The organism is Bacillus sp. UNCCL81, from assembly GCF_900112535.1.
Lineage (GTDB): Bacteria > Bacillota > Bacilli > Bacillales > Bacillaceae_G > Gottfriedia > Gottfriedia luciferensis_B.
Map to the genome: position 1 here is coordinate 287,986 of NZ_FOMF01000002.1, position 20,971 is coordinate 308,956.

At 31.2% G+C, this 20,971-nt stretch carries 20 protein-coding genes and 2 pseudogenes; 19 read left to right on the forward strand and 3 right to left on the reverse strand.

The annotated features are described in order from the left end of the window. Window positions 1-104 precede the first annotated feature (104 nt). The 11 genes and pseudogenes from BM319_RS01550 to BM319_RS01600 all read left to right on the forward strand — a co-directional run bounded on the left by BM319_RS01550 (window position 105) and on the right by BM319_RS01600 (window position 9,100). A complete protein-coding gene (locus BM319_RS01550; protein ID WP_069031990.1) occupies window positions 105-752 on the forward strand; it encodes an HD domain-containing protein in 648 nt (215 codons plus the stop codon). After that, complete coding sequence (locus BM319_RS01555; protein ID WP_069031991.1) at window positions 749-2,638, forward strand: ABC-F family ATP-binding cassette domain-containing protein; 1,890 nt, start codon at window positions 749-751, stop codon at window positions 2,636-2,638. The genes BM319_RS01550 and BM319_RS01555 overlap by 4 nt, the downstream gene beginning before the upstream one ends. A 164-nt stretch (window positions 2,639-2,802) precedes the next feature. Beyond that, a complete protein-coding gene (locus BM319_RS01560) occupies window positions 2,803-3,192 on the forward strand; it encodes a single-stranded DNA-binding protein (RefSeq protein ID WP_069031992.1) in 390 nt (129 codons plus the stop codon). Between the two features lie 55 nt (window positions 3,193-3,247). Next, on the forward strand, window positions 3,248-4,402 hold the full coding sequence (locus BM319_RS01565) for a conserved virulence factor C family protein (protein WP_069031993.1): 1,155 nt from the start codon (window positions 3,248-3,250) through the stop codon (window positions 4,400-4,402). Further along, window positions 4,402-4,830 (forward strand): BrxA/BrxB family bacilliredoxin, encoded by a 429-nt coding sequence (locus BM319_RS01570; protein WP_091021110.1) that lies wholly within the window; start codon window positions 4,402-4,404, stop codon window positions 4,828-4,830. The genes BM319_RS01565 and BM319_RS01570 overlap by 1 nt, the downstream gene beginning before the upstream one ends. 219 nt (window positions 4,831-5,049) lie before the next feature. Beyond that, window positions 5,050-5,838, forward strand: coding sequence for a class I SAM-dependent methyltransferase (locus BM319_RS01575; protein ID WP_069031994.1), 789 nt, complete (start codon window positions 5,050-5,052; stop codon window positions 5,836-5,838). A 30-nt stretch (window positions 5,839-5,868) separates the two neighbouring features. Beyond that, window positions 5,869-6,366: pseudogene (thyA, locus tag BM319_RS01580) on the forward strand (thymidylate synthase); the annotation flags it as partial. A gap of 337 nt (window positions 6,367-6,703) precedes the next feature. Further along, window positions 6,704-7,000: pseudogene (thyA, locus tag BM319_RS01585) on the forward strand (thymidylate synthase); the annotation flags it as partial. Then, window positions 6,997-7,479: a dihydrofolate reductase gene (locus BM319_RS01590; RefSeq protein ID WP_069031996.1), complete on the forward strand. Its 483-nt coding sequence runs from the start codon at window positions 6,997-6,999 to the stop codon at window positions 7,477-7,479. The pseudogene thyA (BM319_RS01585) and the gene BM319_RS01590, both read left to right, overlap by 4 nt. 110 nt (window positions 7,480-7,589) lie before the next feature. Next, window positions 7,590-8,246, forward strand: coding sequence for an FMN-dependent NADH-azoreductase (locus BM319_RS01595; RefSeq protein ID WP_069031997.1), 657 nt, complete (start codon window positions 7,590-7,592; stop codon window positions 8,244-8,246). A 146-nt stretch (window positions 8,247-8,392) separates the two neighbouring features. Continuing rightward, a complete protein-coding gene (locus BM319_RS01600; RefSeq protein WP_069031998.1) occupies window positions 8,393-9,100 on the forward strand; it encodes a lysophospholipid acyltransferase family protein in 708 nt (235 codons plus the stop codon). Window positions 9,101-9,134: 34 nt separating this feature from the next. Here BM319_RS01600 and trhA read toward each other — a convergent pair whose 3' ends face one another. Continuing rightward, window positions 9,135-9,761, reverse strand: coding sequence for a PAQR family membrane homeostasis protein TrhA (trhA, locus tag BM319_RS01605; RefSeq protein WP_069031999.1), 627 nt, complete (start codon window positions 9,759-9,761; stop codon window positions 9,135-9,137). 202 nt (window positions 9,762-9,963) lie between these two features. On the opposite strand from trhA, the gene iadA reads away from it, so the two are divergent. The 4 genes from iadA (at window position 9,964) to BM319_RS01625 (ending at window position 13,846) form a co-directional block, all read left to right on the forward strand. After that, entirely contained in the window at window positions 9,964-11,130 is a 1,167-nt protein-coding gene (iadA, locus tag BM319_RS01610) for a beta-aspartyl-peptidase (RefSeq protein WP_091021112.1), read from the forward strand. A 228-nt stretch (window positions 11,131-11,358) separates the two neighbouring features. After that, complete coding sequence (locus BM319_RS01615; protein ID WP_175495532.1) at window positions 11,359-12,405, forward strand: BMP family lipoprotein; 1,047 nt, start codon at window positions 11,359-11,361, stop codon at window positions 12,403-12,405. 166 nt (window positions 12,406-12,571) lie between these two features. Then, complete coding sequence (locus BM319_RS01620) at window positions 12,572-12,757, forward strand: twin-arginine translocase TatA/TatE family subunit (RefSeq protein ID WP_025672166.1); 186 nt, start codon at window positions 12,572-12,574, stop codon at window positions 12,755-12,757. Window positions 12,758-13,003: 246 nt separating this feature from the next. Continuing rightward, window positions 13,004-13,846, forward strand: coding sequence for a DegV family protein (locus BM319_RS01625; protein WP_091021114.1), 843 nt, complete (start codon window positions 13,004-13,006; stop codon window positions 13,844-13,846). A gap of 46 nt (window positions 13,847-13,892) precedes the next feature. Here the strand turns inward: BM319_RS01625 and BM319_RS01630 are convergent, their stop codons facing one another. After that, window positions 13,893-14,846, reverse strand: a complete 954-nt coding sequence (locus BM319_RS01630) for an MBL fold metallo-hydrolase (RefSeq protein WP_069032003.1) — start codon at window positions 14,844-14,846, stop codon at window positions 13,893-13,895. Between the two features lie 170 nt (window positions 14,847-15,016). Here BM319_RS01630 and BM319_RS01635 point away from each other — a divergent pair, with 170 nt between their 5' ends. Further along, window positions 15,017-15,601, forward strand: a complete 585-nt coding sequence (locus BM319_RS01635) for an SCO family protein (protein ID WP_091021115.1) — start codon at window positions 15,017-15,019, stop codon at window positions 15,599-15,601. A gap of 162 nt (window positions 15,602-15,763) precedes the next feature. On the opposite strand, the gene BM319_RS01640 is transcribed toward BM319_RS01635, so the two are convergent. Next, entirely contained in the window at window positions 15,764-16,249 is a 486-nt protein-coding gene (locus tag BM319_RS01640) for an Hsp20/alpha crystallin family protein (RefSeq protein ID WP_069032005.1), read from the reverse strand. Between the two features lie 156 nt (window positions 16,250-16,405). Between BM319_RS01640 and BM319_RS01645 the strand changes: the two genes are divergently transcribed. The 3 genes from BM319_RS01645 (at window position 16,406) to BM319_RS01655 (ending at window position 20,843) form a co-directional block, all read left to right on the forward strand. After that, a complete protein-coding gene (locus BM319_RS01645; RefSeq protein WP_069032006.1) occupies window positions 16,406-16,891 on the forward strand; it encodes a GNAT family N-acetyltransferase in 486 nt (161 codons plus the stop codon). A 177-nt stretch (window positions 16,892-17,068) separates the two neighbouring features. Further along, window positions 17,069-18,982 (forward strand): DUF8727 domain-containing protein, encoded by a 1,914-nt coding sequence (locus tag BM319_RS01650; protein ID WP_139226466.1) that lies wholly within the window; start codon window positions 17,069-17,071, stop codon window positions 18,980-18,982. Continuing rightward, window positions 18,972-20,843, forward strand: a complete 1,872-nt coding sequence (locus BM319_RS01655) for a hypothetical protein (protein WP_091021117.1) — start codon at window positions 18,972-18,974, stop codon at window positions 20,841-20,843. Before BM319_RS01650 ends, BM319_RS01655 begins: the two co-directional genes overlap by 11 nt. Window positions 20,844-20,971 lie beyond the last annotated feature (128 nt).

Consider the following 20,971-nt stretch of genomic DNA (forward strand, 5'->3'; position numbering starts at 1 on the left):
AAGTGAAGGTTTTTTCGTAAATTTAATTCCCACTTACCCTATTAATGTTTTACGGTGATAGAAAAATGATATAATATCACTAGTCGATTTATGGAGGTACGAGTATGAATCAGCAGGAAATCATATTACAATTAGAAAATTATGTTCGAAATCTTCATCAAGGTGATAGTTCTGGACATGACTGGTATCATATTGACCGGGTTAGAAACTTAGCAGTACATATTGCTCAAAAAGAGAGTGCAAATCAATTCATCGTCGAATGTGCTGCATTAGTTCACGATGTAATAGATGATAAATTACATGATGATTTTGAGGCTCAAAAAATACAATTAGAATCAATTCTAAATGAATTATTAAATAATAATGAAGACGTAAAAGCAATCATGTACATAATTGAAAATATCTCCTATAAAGGAGGCAATGGGGTTATTCCAACCACTTTAGAAGGTAAAATTGTACAAGATGCTGATCGCTTGGATGCAATTGGAGCAATTGGTGTTGCTAGAACATTTGCGTACGGTGGTAAAAAAGGTCGTAGTATGTTTAACCCGGAGTTTAAAATAAGAGAAAACATGACGATGGAAGAATATAGAAGTGACAAAAGTTCATCGTTACATCACTTCTATGAAAAAATATTAAAACTTAAAGACTTAATGAATACAAACACAGCATTAGAATTGGCAAAAGAAAGACATCTATTTGTAGAAAAATTCATCGATGAATTTATGAAAGAGTGGAATTTTAAAATATGAAGATTTTAAGTGTAGAGAATTTAATTAAAACTTATGGGGAAAAAACTTTATTCGATAAAATTTCATTTACCGTAAGTGAAGGGCAGAAAATTGGTTTATTAGGTATAAATGGAACTGGTAAATCGAGTTTATTAAAAATTATTGCAGGTGTCGAGTCAGCTGATGATGGAAAAATTACGACTCCAAAGGATTATGTAATAAGTTATTTGCCTCAACATGAAGACTTTGATAAAAAACAAACGATTCTTGAAGCAGTATTTGAGAGTGATGATAAAGTAATGGTTTTAGTAAAATCATATGAAAAAACATTACAAGCACTTGGAGAAGATCCAGCTAATCAAGGATTACAAAATGAACTATTAAAATTACAAGCGGATATGGATACATTAAATGGTTGGGATTTAGAAGCAAATGCAAAGACAATTTTATCAAAATTAGGTTTATCAAATTTAAATTTAGATGTTTCATTACTTTCAGGTGGTCAGAAGAAAAGAGTAGCCTTAGCAAAAGCATTAATACATCCATGTGATTTATTAATTTTAGATGAGCCTACGAACCATTTAGACTATGAATGTATCGTCTTTTTACAAGAATACGTAAAAAGACTGCAAAATGCAGTATTATTTGTCACTCATGATCGTTATTTTCTAGATGAAGTTACTACAGCATTATTAGAACTATCAAATAGCAATATCTATCGTTATGAAGGAAATTATCAGTATTATATTGAACAAAGAGCTGCCAGGGAAGAGCAAGAGGCAGCTACTAATGAAAAAAGAAACAATTTATTTAGAAGAGAATTAGCTTGGATGCGTAGAGGAGCAAAAGCTAGAACGACTAAGCAAAAAGCTCGAATTCAACGTTTTGATGACCTTTCGGGTAAACTCAACAATCAAGAAAAAGCGGATTTAGAGATGAACTTTCAACAAACTCGTCTAGGTAAAAAAGTTGTTGAGTTTAAAGATGTTAATAAGTCTTTTAACGAGAAAACGATATTAGATAATTTCAACATACTTTTACTTCAAACTGATCGAATTGGAATAATTGGTGAAAATGGTGCGGGTAAGACAACTTTATTGAAAATGCTTGTTGGAGAAGAACAAGTTGATTCTGGTGAAATTGAAATTGGGCAAACAGTAAAAGTAGCATACTATACTCAAATACAAGAAAATGTGAATCCAACTATGAGAATGATTGATTATATTAAGGAAGAAGCAGAAGTCATTCATACACCAGATGGAAAAACAATTTCAGCTTCACAAATGCTAGAAACATTCTTATTTCCTACTCAATCGCACGGAGTACAATTGGGAAAACTTTCAGGTGGCGAAAAAAGAAGACTATATTTATTAAGACTCTTAATGACTGCTCCAAATTTATTATTACTTGATGAGCCAACAAACGATTTAGATATTGATACTTTAACGGTTTTAGAAGACTATATAGAGAATTTTAGTGGAGTAGTAGTTACCGTATCACATGATCGCTATTTCTTAGATAAAGTTACAAATAAATTATTAATTTTTGAAGGTGAAGGAAAAGTTTCATCTACATTAGAAAGCTATACGGATTATTTAGAACGACAATCGAACGAAAAACGTGAAGTTGAAGCTGTAAAAGAGACAATTGAAAAACCCGTTTATCAAAAAGAACAAAAGAAAAAGCGATTAACTTATCAAGAACAAAAAGAATGGGATCATATTGAGTCTGATATCGAAAAACTGGAAAATGAGATTGAGCAACTAAATGAAAAGTTACAAGGTGTAGGCTCTAATTTTGATGAAGCTTATAAACTTTCTAAAGAAATTGAGGAAAAAGAAGCTCAACTAGAACAGAAAATGGAGCGTTGGTCAGTTTTAAGTGATTTAGTAGAAAGTTTAAAGTAGAGTATTAATTTTGAGTTTTGGATTATGACACCATATTACTACTCAAGTTTTTTTACCTCATAATGAATTTTTAAAGATAAAAGTTTATTTAAAATACTATTTTCCTTTTTTTACGAACTTACAATAATTTTGTATTGTAGAAAAAAATAAAGGAGATGGTAATAATGATAAACAATGTTGTATTAGTAGGAAGATTAACGAAAGAGCCCTTTTTACAAACTACACCGAATGGAAGGAAAACAACTTTTATTAATATTGCTACGAATGTTTATTCAGATTATCTGAAAAAAACGAGAACGAACTATGTTTCAGTAAAATTATGGGGTCCCATTGCTGAATATGCTACTAAAAAAGCAAAAAAAGGGATGGAAGTTTCGATTGAAGGAGTTATTAAAACTTCAAGCTATGTAAAAGAATCTGAAAAACCTATTTATGTGACGGAAATAATAGTTGAGAAATTTCACCTTTTTACTCGTCGATCTGAAGAATTAACTCATAACGCAGTCGAATCTAGTACAAATGAATTTGAAGAATTCGTTAAGGCGTTACAATAGTGAGTTTTTCCTCTTTTTGATAGAATGGACTAAATAACAAGAAGAGGAGATTAAGATGAAAATTAAGTCAATCGAACCAACACCAAGTCCTAATACAATGAAAGTTTTATTAGATGAGGAATTGCCATCAGGAAGTAGAAATCATTATTCTATTGATAATATTGACAAGGCACCGCTAATAATTCAAGAAATATTAGGAATAGAAGGAATCAAAAGTGTCTATCATGTAGCTGATTTTATCGCCATTGATCGTAAGTCAAACGCAAATTGGCAAACTATTTTGCTTCAAGTAAGAAATGTATTTGGCGAAGAAGTAAATGATGAAGCTACCAATGAAACGATCATTGATAATCATTTTGGAGAAGTACAAGTATTTGTTCAAATGTATCACAATATTCCAATGCAGTTGAAATTAATTGTAAATGGTGAAGAACAAAGAGCAGCTTTACCTCCGTTCTATAAAGAAGCAATTATGAAACTAACAACATCTGCATCGAATGTAGTATTTGAAAGACAGTGGATTGATTATGGAATTCGTTATGGTGAATTAGCAACAATCGAGAAAGAAATTATTGATGAATTAACGGCTACTCACACAGAAACTGACATAAAAAATATCGTCAACGAAGTGATGACGAATGATGTATCCAATACTGAGAAAAAAGAAGTTCCTAAATTTGAACCATTTACAGCAGATATTTTTGAAGAAAAAGACTGGAAAAAAAGGTATGCGAGATTTGTAAAAATCGATCCTACCCTTGAAGATTTACCTTTACTAGAAATTGCTTTAAAAGATGAGCATGTTTCAATAAGAAGATTAGCTACAGCTTATTTAGGTATGTTAAAATCAGAATTAGTGTTACCTTATTTATATGAGGCTTTAAAGGATAAGGCAGTCGGTGTTAGACGAATTGCTGGAGATTGTCTATCAGACTTAGGATTTGAAGAAGCCATGCCAGCTATGATTGAAGCATTAAAAGATCCTAGTAAATTAGTTAGATGGCGTGCAGCAATGTTTCTTTTTGAACTAGGTGATGAAAGTGCAATTCCAGCCTTAAAAGCTGCATTAGAAGACCCAGAATTCGAAGTGAAATTACAAGTTCAACTTGCTTTGCATCGAATTGAGAATGGTGAGGAAGCACTTGGTTCAGTTTGGAAACAAATGACTGAGCGTAATAAAATAGAAAATGAAAAAGGAGAAACAAACTAATGAATGCATATGATGAGTACATGAAAGGGATCGTAAAACCAATGAGAGAGGAATTAACTTCAAATGGTTTTACAGAATTAACTACTGGGGAAGAAGTCGAGTCATTTATGAATGAATTAAATGATACTGCTTTTTTTGTAATCAATTCAGTTTGTGGTTGTGCTGCTGGACTTGCTAGACCTTCTGCAGTTCAAGCGGTTATTGAATCAGAGAAAAAACCTGCAAATGTTATGACAGTGTTTGCTGGACAAGATAAGGAAGCTACTGCGACGTTAAGAGAATATTTAGCTGACTTCCCACCATCTTCACCTTCAATGGCAGTACTTAAAGGTAAAGAGGTAGTTGGATTTATTCCTCGTGAACAAATCGAAGGCTCAACTCCTGAAGATATTAAAGCAAGAATTCAATCAATATTTGCACAAATGTAAAAAGAGGATTTTTCCTCTTTTCAGTGTATAGACAAAATCCAAAAAATTGACTTTCAGACTGATTGCTAGCGCTTGTCTTTCGAGGCGCGAAGCCTGGTGAGGAGCGGAGTTACCCTTATGGTAATGAGCACCGCAGATACGAAGCAACGAAGAAAGCGAGCGTTTGTCAACAGTCTGAAAAGAGGATTTTTCCTCTTTTTTTCTTAATTAAGGAGACATATGATTATTACAACTTGCTTAAGACCAGATGTTTATTTAGAAAAGGAAGCAGAGATCATTGCTTCTGACTTAAATGGACAGCTAATTCTCCGGAAAGAATTTAGCATTGAAGAAATCTATGATAAATTTAAAAAACCTATACTTGTTTTAGGTAAAAATAGATTAGAATGGTATGAGGATGACCAAGCAATTCCATATTTTTTTCACCCAAACTCCTCAGTTTTTAGAATTAGACGATTGATGAAGGGTGAACATGATCCTTTTTGTGACGCTTGTTTATTAACAAAAGGTGATACTCTACTAGACTGTACACTTGGAATGGCTTCAGATAGTATTGTTGCAAGTTACGTTGTAGGTGAACAAGGTAAAGTTTTAGGTTTAGAGAAAAACCAAATTATTGCTTACCTAACTAAGAAAGGTCTAAAAACAAATAAACAGAACATTATAGATTGGTCGAATATCATTAACAAAATTGAAGTGAAGAATATAGATTATAAAACTTATTTGAAGACACTTCCAGACAAGTCTTTTGATATCGTTTATTTTGATCCAATGTTTGAAAAAAATATTGAAGCCTCTTCGGGTATTGCAGCATTGAAAAATTTAGCATCATATGATGACCTAACATATGAAGTAATCAATGAAGCTAAGCGCGTTGCCAGAAAAAGAATCGTGTTGAAAGATCATTTTAGAAGTGAAAGATTTAAAAAATATGGATTTAATCAATTAATTCGCAAATCATCAGAATTTCATTTTGGCTATATTGAAATGAAAGAAGAAGTTCATTAAGAATTAACTATACATAATTAGGAGGTCAATATGAAGCAATACTTAGATTTATGTAAACATGTATTAGACAATGGCATGACAAAGACAGACCGTACTGGAACAGGAACAATTAGTACATTCGGTTATCAAATGCGATTTAATCTTCAAGATGGCTTTCCTTTAGTAACAACAAAGAAAGTTCATTTAAAATCAATCATTCATGAATTATTATGGTTTTTAAAAGGCGACACTAATATTCAATACTTAAAAGAAAATGGTGTTCGTATTTGGAATGAGTGGGCAGATGAAAATGGTAATTTGGGCCCTGTTTATGGTGAACAATGGAGATCATGGAAAGCTGCTGACGGCTCAACAATTGATCAAATTACGGAAGTAATTAATCAAATAAAAACAAATCCAGATTCTCGAAGAATGATTATTTCTGCGTGGAATGTTGGAGAACTTGATAAGATGGCATTAGCACCATGTCATTGCTTTTTCCAGTTTTATGTGAATGATGGAAAACTTTCTTGTCAGCTTTATCAGCGTTAATTCTGAGCGCCTTTACAGAGTAATCTGTACCGAAAACCTTGCTAAACGGGGAAACTCTTAAATAAAGACAATCCCGTGCTAAATTTATTCTTTGTAGGTGGTTTTATGAAATATAAATCTGGAGTTTATAAAATTATTAATAAAATCACCAGAAAATATACAAAGAATAATAAATGCCTAACGACTATCCAAATATGGAGTAGGGTGCAAGTGATTGGCACCCGAAATGCAAGGGACCTTATGTGAGGTCGTGATATAGTCTCATCTGCATGGTGACATGTAGCAGTTCTGTTTAAGAACGGGCCAAGCGTAACGAACTTGGTTGAAGATATTGTCAGCTGACATTTTTTTAGGAGTTCCATTTAATATCGCATCTTATGCACTTTTAACAATGATGATTGCTCAAGTATGTGATTTAGAATTAGGAGATTTTGTACATACATTTGGTGATGCACATATCTATACAAATCATCTTGAACAAATAAATTTACAACTATCTAGAGAGCCACATAAATTACCAAAAATGAAGTTAAATACAGAAATTAAAAACATTTTTGAATTTAAATATGAGGATTTTACATTAGAAGATTATGAGTGCCATCCTGCGATCAAAGGGGTAGTAAGTGTATGATTGCTGCATTAGTTGCAATGTCAGAAAACAATGTAATCGGCTTAAATAATAAGATGCCTTGGCATCTTCCACAAGAGCTTGCTTATTTTAAGAAAGTGACGACTGGATATACAATTATTATGGGAAGAAAAACCTTTGATTCGATAGGTAGACCACTTCCAAACCGAGAAAATATCGTTGTGACAAGACAAAAGGATTTTCAAGCAGAAGGTGTTATAGTCATTAATGATGTTATAAGTTATGTAGAAGAAAATAAAAATAAAGATTTATTTATTATTGGTGGGGCTGAAATTTTTAATTTAACTTTCCCATATTTAGATACACTTTATATTACTGAAATTGAACATAACTTTGAAGGTGACACTTTTTTCCCGAATTTTTCAAAGGACGAATGGAATGTAAAATCTGTTTCTGATGTACAAGTCGATGAAAAATCAAAAATTAAATTTAGATATTTTGTTTATGAAAAAAAGTATTGACATCTTGAATTAAAGATATTATTATGAGGTTAAGGGATTTGATTATCCCTTGATTTTTAAAAATAAATCTCGAATTAAAGATAAACGAAACTGAGAGGAAGATGTTTAAGATGAAAAAATTACTTTATATTACTGCAAATCCAAATGCAATTGAAAATTCATTTGGTCTATCTGTTGGGGAAGCATTTATTAATGAATACAAAAAAGCAAATCCTGAAAATGAAGTTGTTCATTTTGATTTATTTAAAGAAAATGTTCCTATGTTAGATGGAAATGTTTTTGATGCATGGGGCAAATTAGGAAACGGTACTGCTTTTGAAGAATTAAGTGCTGATCAACAAGCTACTTTAGCTGCTATGAATCGTAACTTAGAAATTTTCACTCAAGCTGATGAGTATGTATTTGTTACACCATTTTGGAACTTTAGTTTCCCATCAGTTGTAAAAAACTTTATTGATAATATCTCAATTGCTGGCAAAACATTTAAATATACTGAAAATGGTCCAGTTGGTTTACTTGAGAATAAAAAAGCATTACACATCCAAGCAAGCGGTGGCGTATATTCAGAAGGTCCTGCAGCTGGAATTAACTTCTCTAGCCCATACTTAACAAGTATCTTAAACTTTGTAGGTGTTACTGATGTAACTACTTTATTCGTAGAAGGTATGGCTGCAATGCCAGATAAAGCACAAGAAATTAAAGCTAATGCAATTGAAAAAGCTAAAGTTCTTGCTGCAGAATTCAGTGGCGAAAAAATTTCGAACTAAAGATTCACTATATAAAGGAATCGGCAAATATAAGCCGATTCTTTTTTTTGATACTTGTTTTATTAATTAATCAGGATGGATAATACTTTTCAAGTGGTTGGGCATTTTGTATAATAATTAACATACTCAATTATCGGAGGATTAATATGTTTCGCACAATATTTGCTGCAACACGCATTGTAGTTGGTGTAATTGAAGCAAAGCTAAAATTATCATCAGTTAAAAAAATACCAAAAGATTTACCTGTACATGAGCAAGACCGTATTATGCACCAATTTCCTGATTATTTCGGGAAAATGATGATTGGTTGTACTGGTAGTAAAGTAAAGGTTGAAGGAATCGAAAATATTCCTAGAGACGAAGGAGTCCTAATTGTAAGTAATCATCAAAGTAATTTTGATATACCACTATTATTAGGATATTTAAATAAGCCTATTGGATTCATTGCAAAAGCCGAATTAAAAAAACTACCGATTGTACCAGACTGGATGGAACAAATGCATAGTGTATTTATGGACAGAAGTGATCGAAGACAATCACTTAATGCTATAAAAGAAGGCATTGATAAACTTAAAAATGGTCATTCATTAGTTATCTTTCCAGAAGGTACTAGAAGTAAACGTAGTGAAATGGGTGAATTTAAATCCGGTAGCTTTCATTTAGCAACGAAATCCGGAGTTCCAGTTATTCCTGTAAGAATTGAAGGTACCTATAATATTTTAGAGGCTAATGGTAATCGAATTAAACCAGCAAATGTTACACTAAAAGTATTTCCACCAGTTTATCCTGAACAAATTGGAATAACTGATCCGAAAGAATTAACTAACTATATTAAAGAGATTATTGAAAAATAAAACTAAAAGCGCTCATTTAAAATGAAGCGCTTTTTTAAACAACAAATTTAAATATACAAAAATACATAGATGCACTACCTAATAATACAAATAAATGCCAAATTGCATGACTATATGGCCAGCGTTTGACTAGAAAAAAAATTGTTCCAATCGAATAAAATAGCCCTCCTAATAATAGGTAGAAAAATCCTATTCCAGATAGTCCTACATAAATAGGTTTAATTGCAAACATCATTAACCAACCCATAATTAAATATACAATAGTTGAAAATAATTCAAACTTATTAACATATATAAATTTAAAGATTACACCTGAAACCGCCAAGCCCCAAATAATTGTAAATAAGGACCAGCCAATCTTTCCCCTTAAAGTTATGAGTAAAAATGGAGTATAAGTTCCAGCGATTAATAAATAAATTGCCGAGTGATCTAAAATTGTAAATAGCCTAATTAACTTTGGGTCTCTAACGCTATGAAGTAATGTTGAGCAAATATAAAGTAGTAACATAGACAAACCAAAGACTGTAAAAGAAATTAAATGCCAAGGTGTCCCTTTATGCAAAGCCTTACTAATTAAATAATACAGTGCTGGGATGCTCAGTATTGCACCAATCCCATGAGTAATAGCATTTGCTAATTCTTCTTTCATTGCTCTACTCATAAAAATGCCTCCTATTTTAAATGAATCATTTTCATCCATGAGAGTATTATGAACAAATCTAGAGATTTAATGTTTTCAATATTTAATAGCTTTATGTATATTTTGATAGATCATTTTAAACAGATAAACATCAAGTATGATTCATAAATCAGACAGATATGGTAATCTGAATTTAATCAAAATAATCTAAATGGAGGTATATATGCTACTCATAAAAAATGGTGAAATCTTTACCCCAAAGTCAATAGGTAAAAACGATATTTTAATATCAAATGAAAAAATTGAGTTTGTTCATGAAGACATAGACATTACCTCATCTTCGGTACCTATACAAATATTGGATGCATCTGCCTACTATATTGTGCCTGGCTTCATTGATGCTCATGTTCATCTTATTGGTGGCGGAGGTGAAGGTGGCTTTAAAACAAGAACACCAGAATTATTGTTGTCTGATTGTATTAAAGGAGGAATCACAACCGTAGTAGGAGTAATTGGTACAGATGGAACAACAAGAACTATGACCAGTCTACTAGCAAAATGTAGAGCATTAGAAGAAGAGGGAATTACTTCATATGTCTATACGGGCTCGTACCAAACACCTGTCAAAACGTTATTTTCTAAAATTGAGGAAGACATCATCTTAATTGATAAGATAATCGGTGTAGGAGAAATAGCAATTTCGGACCATCGATCATCTCAACCGACAAAGGCAGAATTTGCAAGAATAGCTTCACAATCTCGAAATGGAGGCTTGCTTTCAGGAAAGTCCGGCGTTGTAAATGTACATATTGGAGATAGTAAAAAAATGTTATCAATGATCGAGGAGATTGTTGAAGAAACCGAATTACCTATTACTCAATTTTACCCAACACATATTAACCGCAATAGCTATTTATTTGAAGCAGGTATTAACTTCGCTAAAAAAGGAGGGTTTGTTGACTTTACAACTAGCTCTATCCCACACTTTTTGAATAATGGTGAAGTGAAATGTAGCGTAGGATTGAAAAGAATGTTGAATTCAGGTGTTAGCATTGAACAAATCACATTTACATCTGATGGACAAGGTAGTCTACCTGATTTTGATGAAAACGGAATACTCCGAGGCATGAAGGTTGGAAGAGTAAGCAGCTTATATGACGAAGTGAAAGACGCAATTTTAAATGAAGGCATCAAGATTGAAGATGCAATTAGCGTAATCACTAAAAACCCAGCCAATATATTAAAATTACAAAAAGGACAAATCAAAAATGGATACGATGCAGATTTAGTCTTCCTAAATAAAACAACACTAGAAATTGAAGTAGTTATTTCAAAAGGAAAAATAATGATGCAAGATAAAGAAGTATTAGTAAAAGGTACATTTGAATGAATAAAGTTTTAATAGAGAAATATTAAACAATCAATAGGGAAAACGAACATTATTAATGAAAATAATAAGTATGTTTTCAGCAACATTAAAGCAGGAGGTATATACTTCCTGCATTAAAAATTTAAGATCCAAAAACCTCATTTTGCTAATCCCTCTTCTTTTCAACGAATAAAACAATAATCGAAAATTCATACTAGAAATAATTGTATTCGAATGAGGTGAATGATTTTGTATAAAAAAAAGACTGCATTAATCTTAATTTCGATAATTGCAGTCGTCATTTCGGCTTGCAGTAATAATCAAGAGTCTAGTAATACTTTCAAAATTGGGATTGTTTCAAATTCAAATGGTAAAAATAATAGTTATTTAAATTCAATTGCTATGAAAGGTATTACTAAATTTGCAAAAGAGGAAAATTTAAAAAAAGATAAGAATTATAAATACATTGCAACAAATAGTAATAAAAGTTTTGAAAAGAAAATTACTAAAATGGCTGATGCAAATTATGATTTGATTATCGGAATAGGTAATAATTTATCTTCTGTATTGAATAAAGTTGCAGAAAACAATAAAAGTACTAAATTTGGTGTGATTGATTCGAGAGTTGACCAACCAAATGTAATTAGTATTAATTTTACTGAACAAGATGGAAGTTTTTTAGCAGGTGTAATAGCAGCAATGAAAACAAAAACAAAAAAAATCGGATTTATCGGCGGAGACGACAATGAAATTATTAACAGATATAAGTATGGATTTATCTCTGGAGTAAAATCAGTAAATAAAGACATTGAAGTTCTAACTGCGTATTCAAATACTTTTAATGACCCTAAAATAGGCTCAAGAATAGCAAATGACTTTTTTATGAAAGACGTTGATATCATTTTTCCTGTAGCGGGTTTAACAAGTAAAGGCGTATTTACTACTGCAAAAAAAATTAGGAGATCAAATCAAGGGGAAGTATGGGTAATAGGAGCTGACCGGAATGAGTATAAACACGGTTTACCTGAAAACGTAACTCTTATCTCACTTGTGAAAAAGATTGATCAGGCAGTATATGATTTGGCTAAACAGACAAAATCGAATGAATTTCATGGTGGTAAAACATTAATTTATGGTTTAAATGAAGATGGTATAAAATTAATACTAGCGGATAATAATGTTGAGGAACCAATTTTAGTTAAAGTTAATGAATATAAGGATAAAATTCGAAGTGGTGCTTTAGTAGTACCTAGTAATAAAGAAGAGTATTTACAGTTTAAAGAAAAATTAATTTAGTTTTAATTAATCGATAATATTATTATGTAAACTAAAGCTATATAAGTTATTAAAATTTATTAAAATTCCTTGAAATTATTTGACGAATGAACAAATTTTTGACAATATTACTATATAAGGAAAGTTTGGTACTTACTTATTAATAGTGGATGGAAGTTGGGGGAAAATAATGGCTAACATAGGCTTTCCAGGTTTAATTTTAATTTTAATTTTAGCATTAATTATATTTGGACCAAAAAAATTACCTGAAATCGGAAGAGCATTTGGTGATACACTTAGAGAATTTAAGCGTTCTACACAAGGGTTAACAAATGATCTTTTAGAAGACAAAGACGAAAAGAACGGCAAATAAATCAGTAAAAGACTCGGTAAAGGCACCGAGTTTTTTTTTTTGAAATTTCTCCATCTACTTATTTCATTCAAAAGCCTTATCTTGTCCATCTGTACATAAAAATCCCCCTCATGTCAATAGGATTTTCAAACAATTATTGAAATTTTAATGGAACTTTAATATTTACTGTTAACTTATAGTAAAAATGTTATAATAAGTTTGCCTTGCAAAATTTGTAGAATTTTAGAGAAGAAAGATGTGAAATGATTGGCAAACATTAAGATTGTAACTGACTCAACGGCCGACTTATTAAAAGAAGAAATTGAAAATTTAAATATAACAGTCATTCCTTTAACAATTCAAATAAATGGTGGAACATATTTAGATGGGGTTAATCTATCTCCAAAGCAATTTATTGATGAAATGCAACAATCAGTTGAATTGCCAAAGACATCACAACCAGCTGTAGGAACATTTGTAGAAACATTTGAAAAATTGACAGCCGATGGCAGTAAAGTCATTTCAATTCACTTATCTAGCGGTTTAAGTGGTACTTATTCAACGGCATGTGCAGCTGCAGGGATGGTTGAAGGTGATGTAACAGTAATCGATTCAGCTTTTATTACAAGAGCAATGGCTTTTCAAGTCATCGAGGCAGCACAAATGGCTGAAGAGGGTTCCACAGTTGAAGACATTGTTAACCGACTTACTGAAATTAAAAATAGTACGTATTTATATATCATGGTAGATACTCTTGAAAACTTAGTTAAAGGTGGAAGAATTGGAAAGGGTAAAGCCTTCATTGGGTCATTGCTAAATATTAAACCGATTGCATCACTTGAAGGGGGAGTTTATTCTCCAGTTGGTAAAGTGCGTAGCCATCAACAAGTAGTAAAAACTTTAACTAAATATTTTGAACAAGACACACTTGGAAAAACAATAAAAGGTGTAGGAATTGCACATGCAGATGCTCCTGAGCTTGCAGAGAATCTTAGGAAATCAATACAACAGCTAACGAATCTAGAATTAGATGAAACTGATTATACAACTCCAGTTATTAGTACTCATACAGGAAAAGGTGCTATTGGGTTCGTTTTTTACGCAGAATAGATTTTCTATTCAACATATTATTTTTTAACAATAAGAAAGAAGAAGCTTAATAAATAATGGCTTCTTCTTTTTTATTTCCAACAATTGAGGGGTGAATTGTTTCACCAAGTAAAGAAATTTTAAGCTTTTCGGGTTTTATTTTTTTCCTTTTCCATTCAGAACATAATCGCTCTAGAGCCTCAAAAGGAGTATCATCTGCAAGTTTAAATGTTCCGTAATGCATAGGGATAAATAACTTTGCGTTTAAATCTATAAACGCTTGAACAGCTTCTTCAGGTGACATATGGTTGTGTTTCATAAACCATTCAGGTTCATATGCTCCGATTGGAATAATTGCTGTATCAATTTGAAATCTTTTACCGATTTCTTTGAATCCTGAAAAATAAGCACTATCTCCAACGTGATATATACAGTCATTGGACGTTTTGAATACAAATCCACCCCAATGCGACTTATTCCTATCAAATAAAGTTCTCTTCGTCCAGTGCTGCGAAGGTACAAATGAAATATTGATCCCTAAAAAGTCTTTTGACTCCCACCATTTCATTTCATGGACATTGGTATAGCCTTTACTAACAAATTTTTGTTTCAAGCCGATTGGTAAAATAAATCGTGTTTTTTTAGGGAAATGTCGCAATGTATTAAAATCTAGATGATCATAGTGACCATGAGAAATACAAATTATGTCAATTGGAGGTAATTCTGATATAAGTATGCCTGGTTTTGACAATCGTTTTTTTAAAGCCATTTGATTGGCATAAACAGGGTCAGTTAATATATTGACTCCTTTTATTTGAATTAAAAAAGTAGAGTGTCCAATCCAAGTAATTGTTGTTTTATCTCGATTTTCCTTTAAATAGGAGATCTTTTTATGACTACATTGTTGAATGACACTGCTATAATCCTTTTTTGTCTTACTTCTTTCGATTCCGCATTTGATTAAATCTTTAAAAGTTTTACGATAACTCGTGTCTAAATTTTCATATTTTTTATTTGCCATTATCAGTCATCCTTTCAAGATTTTTTATCAATATGTTTAGTTTAACTTTACTTTGTAAAAGTATCATTTGAAAAAGTTTAAATATATATGTCAATTAGTTTAAATTATTAGAAAGAAACGATCAGTTTTTGATACAATGGACAAGTACAATGCAACATAGGGGGATAAGTATGAAGAGAAATACGGTATTTGTGACATTAATAATGATTTTATGTCTTGCATTATTAAGTGGCTGTGGTAATAAAATTGAAAATCCTTTAAATTGGGATTTAGAAAAATTTACATACACTAACCAAGACGGCAAGGCTTTTGGGACAAAAGATTTAAAAGGAAAAGTCTGGCTAACTGATTTTATATTTACAAGTTGTGAAACAGTTTGTCCGCCAATGACAGCAAATATGGCAAAACTTCAACAAAAGGCTGCAGAGAAGAAGTTGAATGTAGACTTCATCTCATTTAGTATTGATCCTGAAGTTGATACGCCACAATTATTAACTACATTCGCAAATAAATTTAATGCAGATTTTAATAATTGGAATTTCTTAACTGGCTATTCTCAAAAACACATTGAAAAATTTGCATCTGAAAATTTTAAAACGATTGTTAAAAAACCTGAAAACAATTCACAAGTTATCCATGGCACTAAATTTTATTTAATTGATCAAAATGGAAAAATCGTTAAAGATTATAGTGGTGTAAGTAATGTGCCATTTGATGAGATTTTATCTGATATTGAAACTTTGACAGGGAAATAAAGCTGCGTTTTGGTTAAAAGAGTTTCTATTTATTTAATAAAAAACTGAGTTTCTAAAAGATACTCAGTTTTTTTATTTGAATTTAGTTAATTGTGCTGTGTATTAAAACATCGACATTCATCGGATTAGCTTTAAGATATTGGTAAAATGCAGTGTTACTTTTTAGTCTAAAAAGATTTGTTTTTGGTATTCAGGTAATTTTGTACCTTTTATGACAAGCATACCATTTTCGTATGTTGCAGTTGCTGTTGTTGCATTAATTGGGTAAGGTAATTTTACTACTCTTTGGGATTGGCTATAAGAATATTTTTTATAGGAGTAATTTGATTGATCGTTTTGTACTTCAGTAGTCGTATCAGTTTTTAAGCCAATTGTTAAGATTGTACCTTCAAGGTCCATATAAATTTGTTCTTTACTTACACCTGGCATACTTGCCTGAATGATTAATTCCTCGCCGTTTTCAATAATCTCTACACCGATTGACGAAAAAACTCCATGTTTATGAAAGAATTTATCAATCTCATCAAAAAGACCTCTAATAGGCGACTGATCTATTAGATCATCCACCTTTTTTAAATAATGTTGAAGATCAATAGATGAAAGACTTTGTTTTTCATCTTGAGCGTTGTTTTTTTCTTTTTCACTCATATTCATACCTCCTATCATTCCGACTAACGCAGTATATGTAAGGAGCCTAAACACTGTGCATGTTTAGATGTAAAGATTTTATTAATCGAATTGTTGAAAATCAATTTTTGTCATGTACAATAGATGGAAAGAAAAAACGTGAGAAGAGGAAGTTGAATGGAAATACTGTTTGCAACAAAAGAAGATGTACTAGAAATTGTAACAATTTATAATGATGCAATTCTAAACACTACAGCAACATTTGATATGAAAATAAAAACAGAAGAAGAAATGCAAAAATGGTTTGCCAACCATAATGAGTTCTACCCAGTAATTGTTTCTAAAGAAAATGGTCAAGTAACAGGTTATTGTTCACTTACACAGTTTAAGGAAAAAGATGCATATAAACATACAGTAGAACTATCAGTCTATATTCATCCTGATCATCGTCGAAAAGGGCTAGCGAAGGCATTAATGATTGACATGATTGAAACTGCTAAAAAACTAGGTCACTTTACAATTATTTCTTGTATTACTAGCGGAAACGAAGTGAGCGAAAGATTACATGAGAAATTAGGATTTAAAAAGGTAGGCCATTTTTATAAAGTGGGTCAGAAATTTAATCAATGGCTAGATATCGTTTATTATCAATTAATGCTCTAAGCCAAATTCAAGAACTTAATAAGAAATCAATTTTATATCATCATTTTATCCATTGGACATTACAGAAACACTCAGGTTTTCCTGGGTGTTTTATTTGTAAAAAGGCCGTATTATTCATAATTTCTATACTATGAACGTAAAATGTAGGAGAAATGTCGGAAAGTGGGGGAAATGACTTTGAAATTAAAACGCGCATTGACCCAGAAATTAGCAAAAAAAATTCATAACTTTTTATTCCTTGGAAAAATTGTTACAGAAAGAGTAGTGGACCAAGAGAAGCAGAGCTTACTTTTCTATGAAGATGAAGATCATATTCGTTTTTATGTAGAGTGTTTATCTCCAATTCCATCAAAGTTAAAAGCTAGTTTTTCAACTCAAGATGTTTTGTTTGTAGGGACAACTGCAAATAAAAATAATGAAAGTAAAATAAAACCACTAATTAAAAGTAAGAAGAAAGATGACATAATTGATGGATTAAAAAAGATTTTTGATTCTAAATTAGTGATGTTTCGTCTTGAATATGCCAATGAAGTTGTCACAGCAGATCTAGTTGAGTTTTTTGATGGGAAACGGGACACTTCCTACCATCTTCTACCTGTCATCGAACTTAGGGGAGAGGGAAAGCGTGAAGAGGTCGAAAACCGACTTATTAAAGGTTCTTTGCCAATTCATCTGCCAAAGTATTTTAATGATTTTGATCAACCTGAATTTGTCTTTTATGAAAATCGACTATATGGCAATTTGTTTTTAAAATCGATGATGAATGATATTAGTTATTTAGAAAAACAAAATGAAGTTACATTTCAAGATTATGATGAAGATGAACTTAAAAAGTCCTTTATTCATTTAAATCATTTAATTTATTTTATTCCCGAAAAACAGTGGGAAGAGTTATGTAAAAACTTTAAAAAAGAATGCAAAGAACTTATTTATACGCAAGATTTTACTGAGAAACAAGCTTTTCCCGTTGAATGGAGTAATGATACTGAAAATGCTTTTATTGAACGTTTTTACCAAAATTGTTTGCAGCAAGGATTGTTATACGAAAAAAAAGATATTATTAATTTTCATATATGTTGTAAATTTCAGGCTCTAACAATTTTAGGTGGTGTAAGCGGTACTGGGAAATCTCAATTAGCACGTATTTATGGCGAAACCTTAGGACTTGAATTTGGTAAGGAGTTACTATTTGTTCCAATTTCACCATCTTATCGTGAACATTATGATTTATTGGGTTATTTAAATCCGACTACTGGGATTTATATAGACTCTGAGACCGGATTAACGAAATTACTTATAGAGGCCGAACAGTTTCCACACAGGATGTATATGGTGATCTTTGATGAAATGAATCTTTCTCAAATTGAACATTGGTTTAGTAAATTTTTATCAATTTTAGAAATGCCTCAGGATAAGAGAGTGATTACGCTATTCCATGATCATAACGTAGTCATTAATCAATATTATAAGCCTAAAGTAAGAATAGGTAATAATATTATTTTTGTTGGAACAGTTAACTTTGATGAAACTTCAAGTGAGTTTTCTTTAAGACTGTTAGATCGTGTAAATATAATCTCACTTAGATCAACTTCATTCATAAATTATGCAGAAAAGATGAATAATGAAAATATTTATGAAACTGTACCACAAATATATATTAATGCAGAAAACTATAGTAATTGGACAAAGAAAACTTTAAGTGCATCTGAGCTTACAAGTGATGAATTAAAGTTTTTTGATGAGTTTAATAAAATAGTTGAACATTCACTAAGTGAGCGAATAATCTCTCCGCGTATGATTAAAGATTTATCAAATTATTTAGCGAATATACCTACTCTTCCATCCCATATTCAATTCGAACGAAAAGAAGCGATCGATCTCTTTGTTAAGCAACGCGTATTAACTAAAGTTAGGGGATTATTTGCTAATTTAGAAGAATTAATTGGTACAGGTGAAGGGAACGAGCAGGAAGGGCTACTAAACATGGTCATGAAATCTAATTTAGGTAGAGCGATTTCTGACTTTGAGTATTCTATTAAAGAATTGAAAAAGAAAAGAAAGCAGCTGGAGATTGATGGATATGTCAACTAATAATAGTCCAGAAATTTTTGAGCCACTTTATCTCCCATTTACGATTGCAATTCTTGTCGGAACTAGGGGGAAAGAGGAAAAAATATCTCTTGATGCACTTACAATGAACCCAAAAGAAGCTTACTTATTTGCCTATGAAATACAGGAATTAAAAAGATTTTTATTTCAAGTCGATGGTGAGTTTGACGGTAAAATTACGTTCGTTTGGAATAACCTTTATCATTTTCAACAAGAAAACCTGGATGATCAGCAGTTTATTTTTACATCTGAAAAAAGAAAAATATTAATATATGAACATGGTAAAACCGAGAATGCCTATCCTTGGAGATGCGGGTATTATGAATTTTGTATTATTTATCAAGAACAACATTTTTATGGAATGATAAAAATAGTACCGAAAAATTTAGATTATGATCAATTAGAGTGGATGCATACAACATTAAATCAACAAATAAATGGAATAATGAATGACTCGCAATACTTTAAAAAATCTTCTGCTTCATTTACTCAAAATGGAACAATGTATTTTTGGCCAATTATTCGATTTATCGAGTCAAATGAAGAGAGACTACTAGTTGCAATACAGCAGTTTATAAGTAAATTGAAGCGGAAGCAAAAAAAGGAATATGAATTAAAAAGGCAGGTAAAAAAAATAGATTTTAATACAATTAGATGGACATTATTGCATCCAGCCATTTCAAATGCAACTAATTTAACAATGCAACCAGTTGTTCAAGAAGAAAATTATATTGATGAGATAAAGTATGCTAAACATAAAGTTCGTAAATTTCTACTTACAATTGAAACCTTATTAACTTTTGTAAAATATGAATTAGTAAAAGACAAAAATAAAATGGATCAAATCGATTTTCAAGTGAAGGATATAGAAAAAATGATGCAAAATGTAGTTGGGAATGGCTCAATTACCGATCGAGAAAAAGCTAAATATAGACAGTCAAAAATGTTAAAAGAGCTAGAATTAGAAAAATTAACTAAAAGTGTTTCAGAAAAAGAACGAATTACGAATTCTTTGGAAAAACTTTATGAAGTCTATTTTAGAGAATATACAATTGGGGTTTTTCGTTTAGCAACGGATACTGATACTTCAAAATATCCAACTAGTCCATCGAAAGTATTTTTAAATTTTATTCATTCCTTAAGCCTGTTTGATAAAAAGGTAAAAGAATACGGAAAAAAACAAATGCTTTTACCAGTATATAAGCCAACTTTTTTACTATATGAATACTTTGTCTTTTTCTCATTATGCGATATTTTCTTAAAGTTAAAATTTAAAAATGATTCTGAACCATTAGCTGAACAGATTTTAATGCATATAAAAGACGATGAGTTAATGGACGGAGCATTTGTGTCTCTTGAAAATAAAAATTGGATCATTAATTTAGTTTATAACGAAATCATCGAGGGAAGTCCACAAGTATCACTGTTAAAAGGAACAAATTTTTTTAGTGGTGAAGAATCAAAAAAACCGGATATAAGATTAGATTTTTATCGAAAAAAAAATAAAGAATACGTTGCTTCGATCATTTTTGAAATTAAATATAGTCCAATGTTTAATATTTATCAACCAGTAGGGAATACAAAGGCAATGGAACAAATGTATAAATACTGGGGACTTAAGTATGTTGAACGTGTTAATGGAAAAATGACATATGTGCGAAAACCGATCAACGAAGTGATTTGCTTATATCCGGGTAGTAATGTTCATCGTAAAGTTCTAGAAGCGGGCTGTGGCACTTATATTCAGTTTTATCCGAAGAAAAAGGGCGAGGATTTTTATGAACTAGTAGGTGAAAGAGAGTTAGTAGAAATAATAAACAAAACACTTGAAGAACTTAAATAATCCAAAGATGAACCCTTTGCGATTTGATTGTAATTGAAACTGAATTTTGAGAAAGTCAAACAAACAAATTTTTATGTGCCCTTTACCAATCGATGGCATAGGGCATAATTTTTTAATTCGAAGATGTT

Coding starts and splice junctions, on each gene's coding strand:
- BM319_RS01570 (WP_091021110.1), top strand. CDS start 4,402: ATGAATGCATATGATGAGTACATGAAAGGGATCGTAAAACCAATGAGA.
- iadA (WP_091021112.1), top strand. CDS start 9,964: ATGCTACTCATAAAAAATGGTGAAATCTTTACCCCAAAGTCAATAGGT.
- trhA (WP_069031999.1), bottom strand. CDS start 9,761: ATGAGTAGAGCAATGAAAGAAGAATTAGCAAATGCTATTACTCATGGG.
- BM319_RS01595 (WP_069031997.1), top strand. CDS start 7,590: ATGAAAAAATTACTTTATATTACTGCAAATCCAAATGCAATTGAAAAT.
- BM319_RS01600 (WP_069031998.1), top strand. CDS start 8,393: ATGTTTCGCACAATATTTGCTGCAACACGCATTGTAGTTGGTGTAATT.
- BM319_RS01550 (WP_069031990.1), top strand. CDS start 105: ATGAATCAGCAGGAAATCATATTACAATTAGAAAATTATGTTCGAAAT.
- BM319_RS01640 (WP_069032005.1), bottom strand. CDS start 16,249: ATGAGTGAAAAAGAAAAAAACAACGCTCAAGATGAAAAACAAAGTCTT.
- BM319_RS01560 (WP_069031992.1), top strand. CDS start 2,803: ATGATAAACAATGTTGTATTAGTAGGAAGATTAACGAAAGAGCCCTTT.
- BM319_RS01590 (WP_069031996.1), top strand. CDS start 6,997: ATGATTGCTGCATTAGTTGCAATGTCAGAAAACAATGTAATCGGCTTA.
- BM319_RS01630 (WP_069032003.1), bottom strand. CDS start 14,846: ATGGCAAATAAAAAATATGAAAATTTAGACACGAGTTATCGTAAAACT.
- BM319_RS01555 (WP_069031991.1), top strand. CDS start 749: ATGAAGATTTTAAGTGTAGAGAATTTAATTAAAACTTATGGGGAAAAA.
- BM319_RS01655 (WP_091021117.1), top strand. CDS start 18,972: ATGTCAACTAATAATAGTCCAGAAATTTTTGAGCCACTTTATCTCCCA.
- BM319_RS01575 (WP_069031994.1), top strand. CDS start 5,050: ATGATTATTACAACTTGCTTAAGACCAGATGTTTATTTAGAAAAGGAA.
- BM319_RS01635 (WP_091021115.1), top strand. CDS start 15,017: ATGAAGAGAAATACGGTATTTGTGACATTAATAATGATTTTATGTCTT.
- BM319_RS01645 (WP_069032006.1), top strand. CDS start 16,406: ATGGAAATACTGTTTGCAACAAAAGAAGATGTACTAGAAATTGTAACA.
- BM319_RS01565 (WP_069031993.1), top strand. CDS start 3,248: ATGAAAATTAAGTCAATCGAACCAACACCAAGTCCTAATACAATGAAA.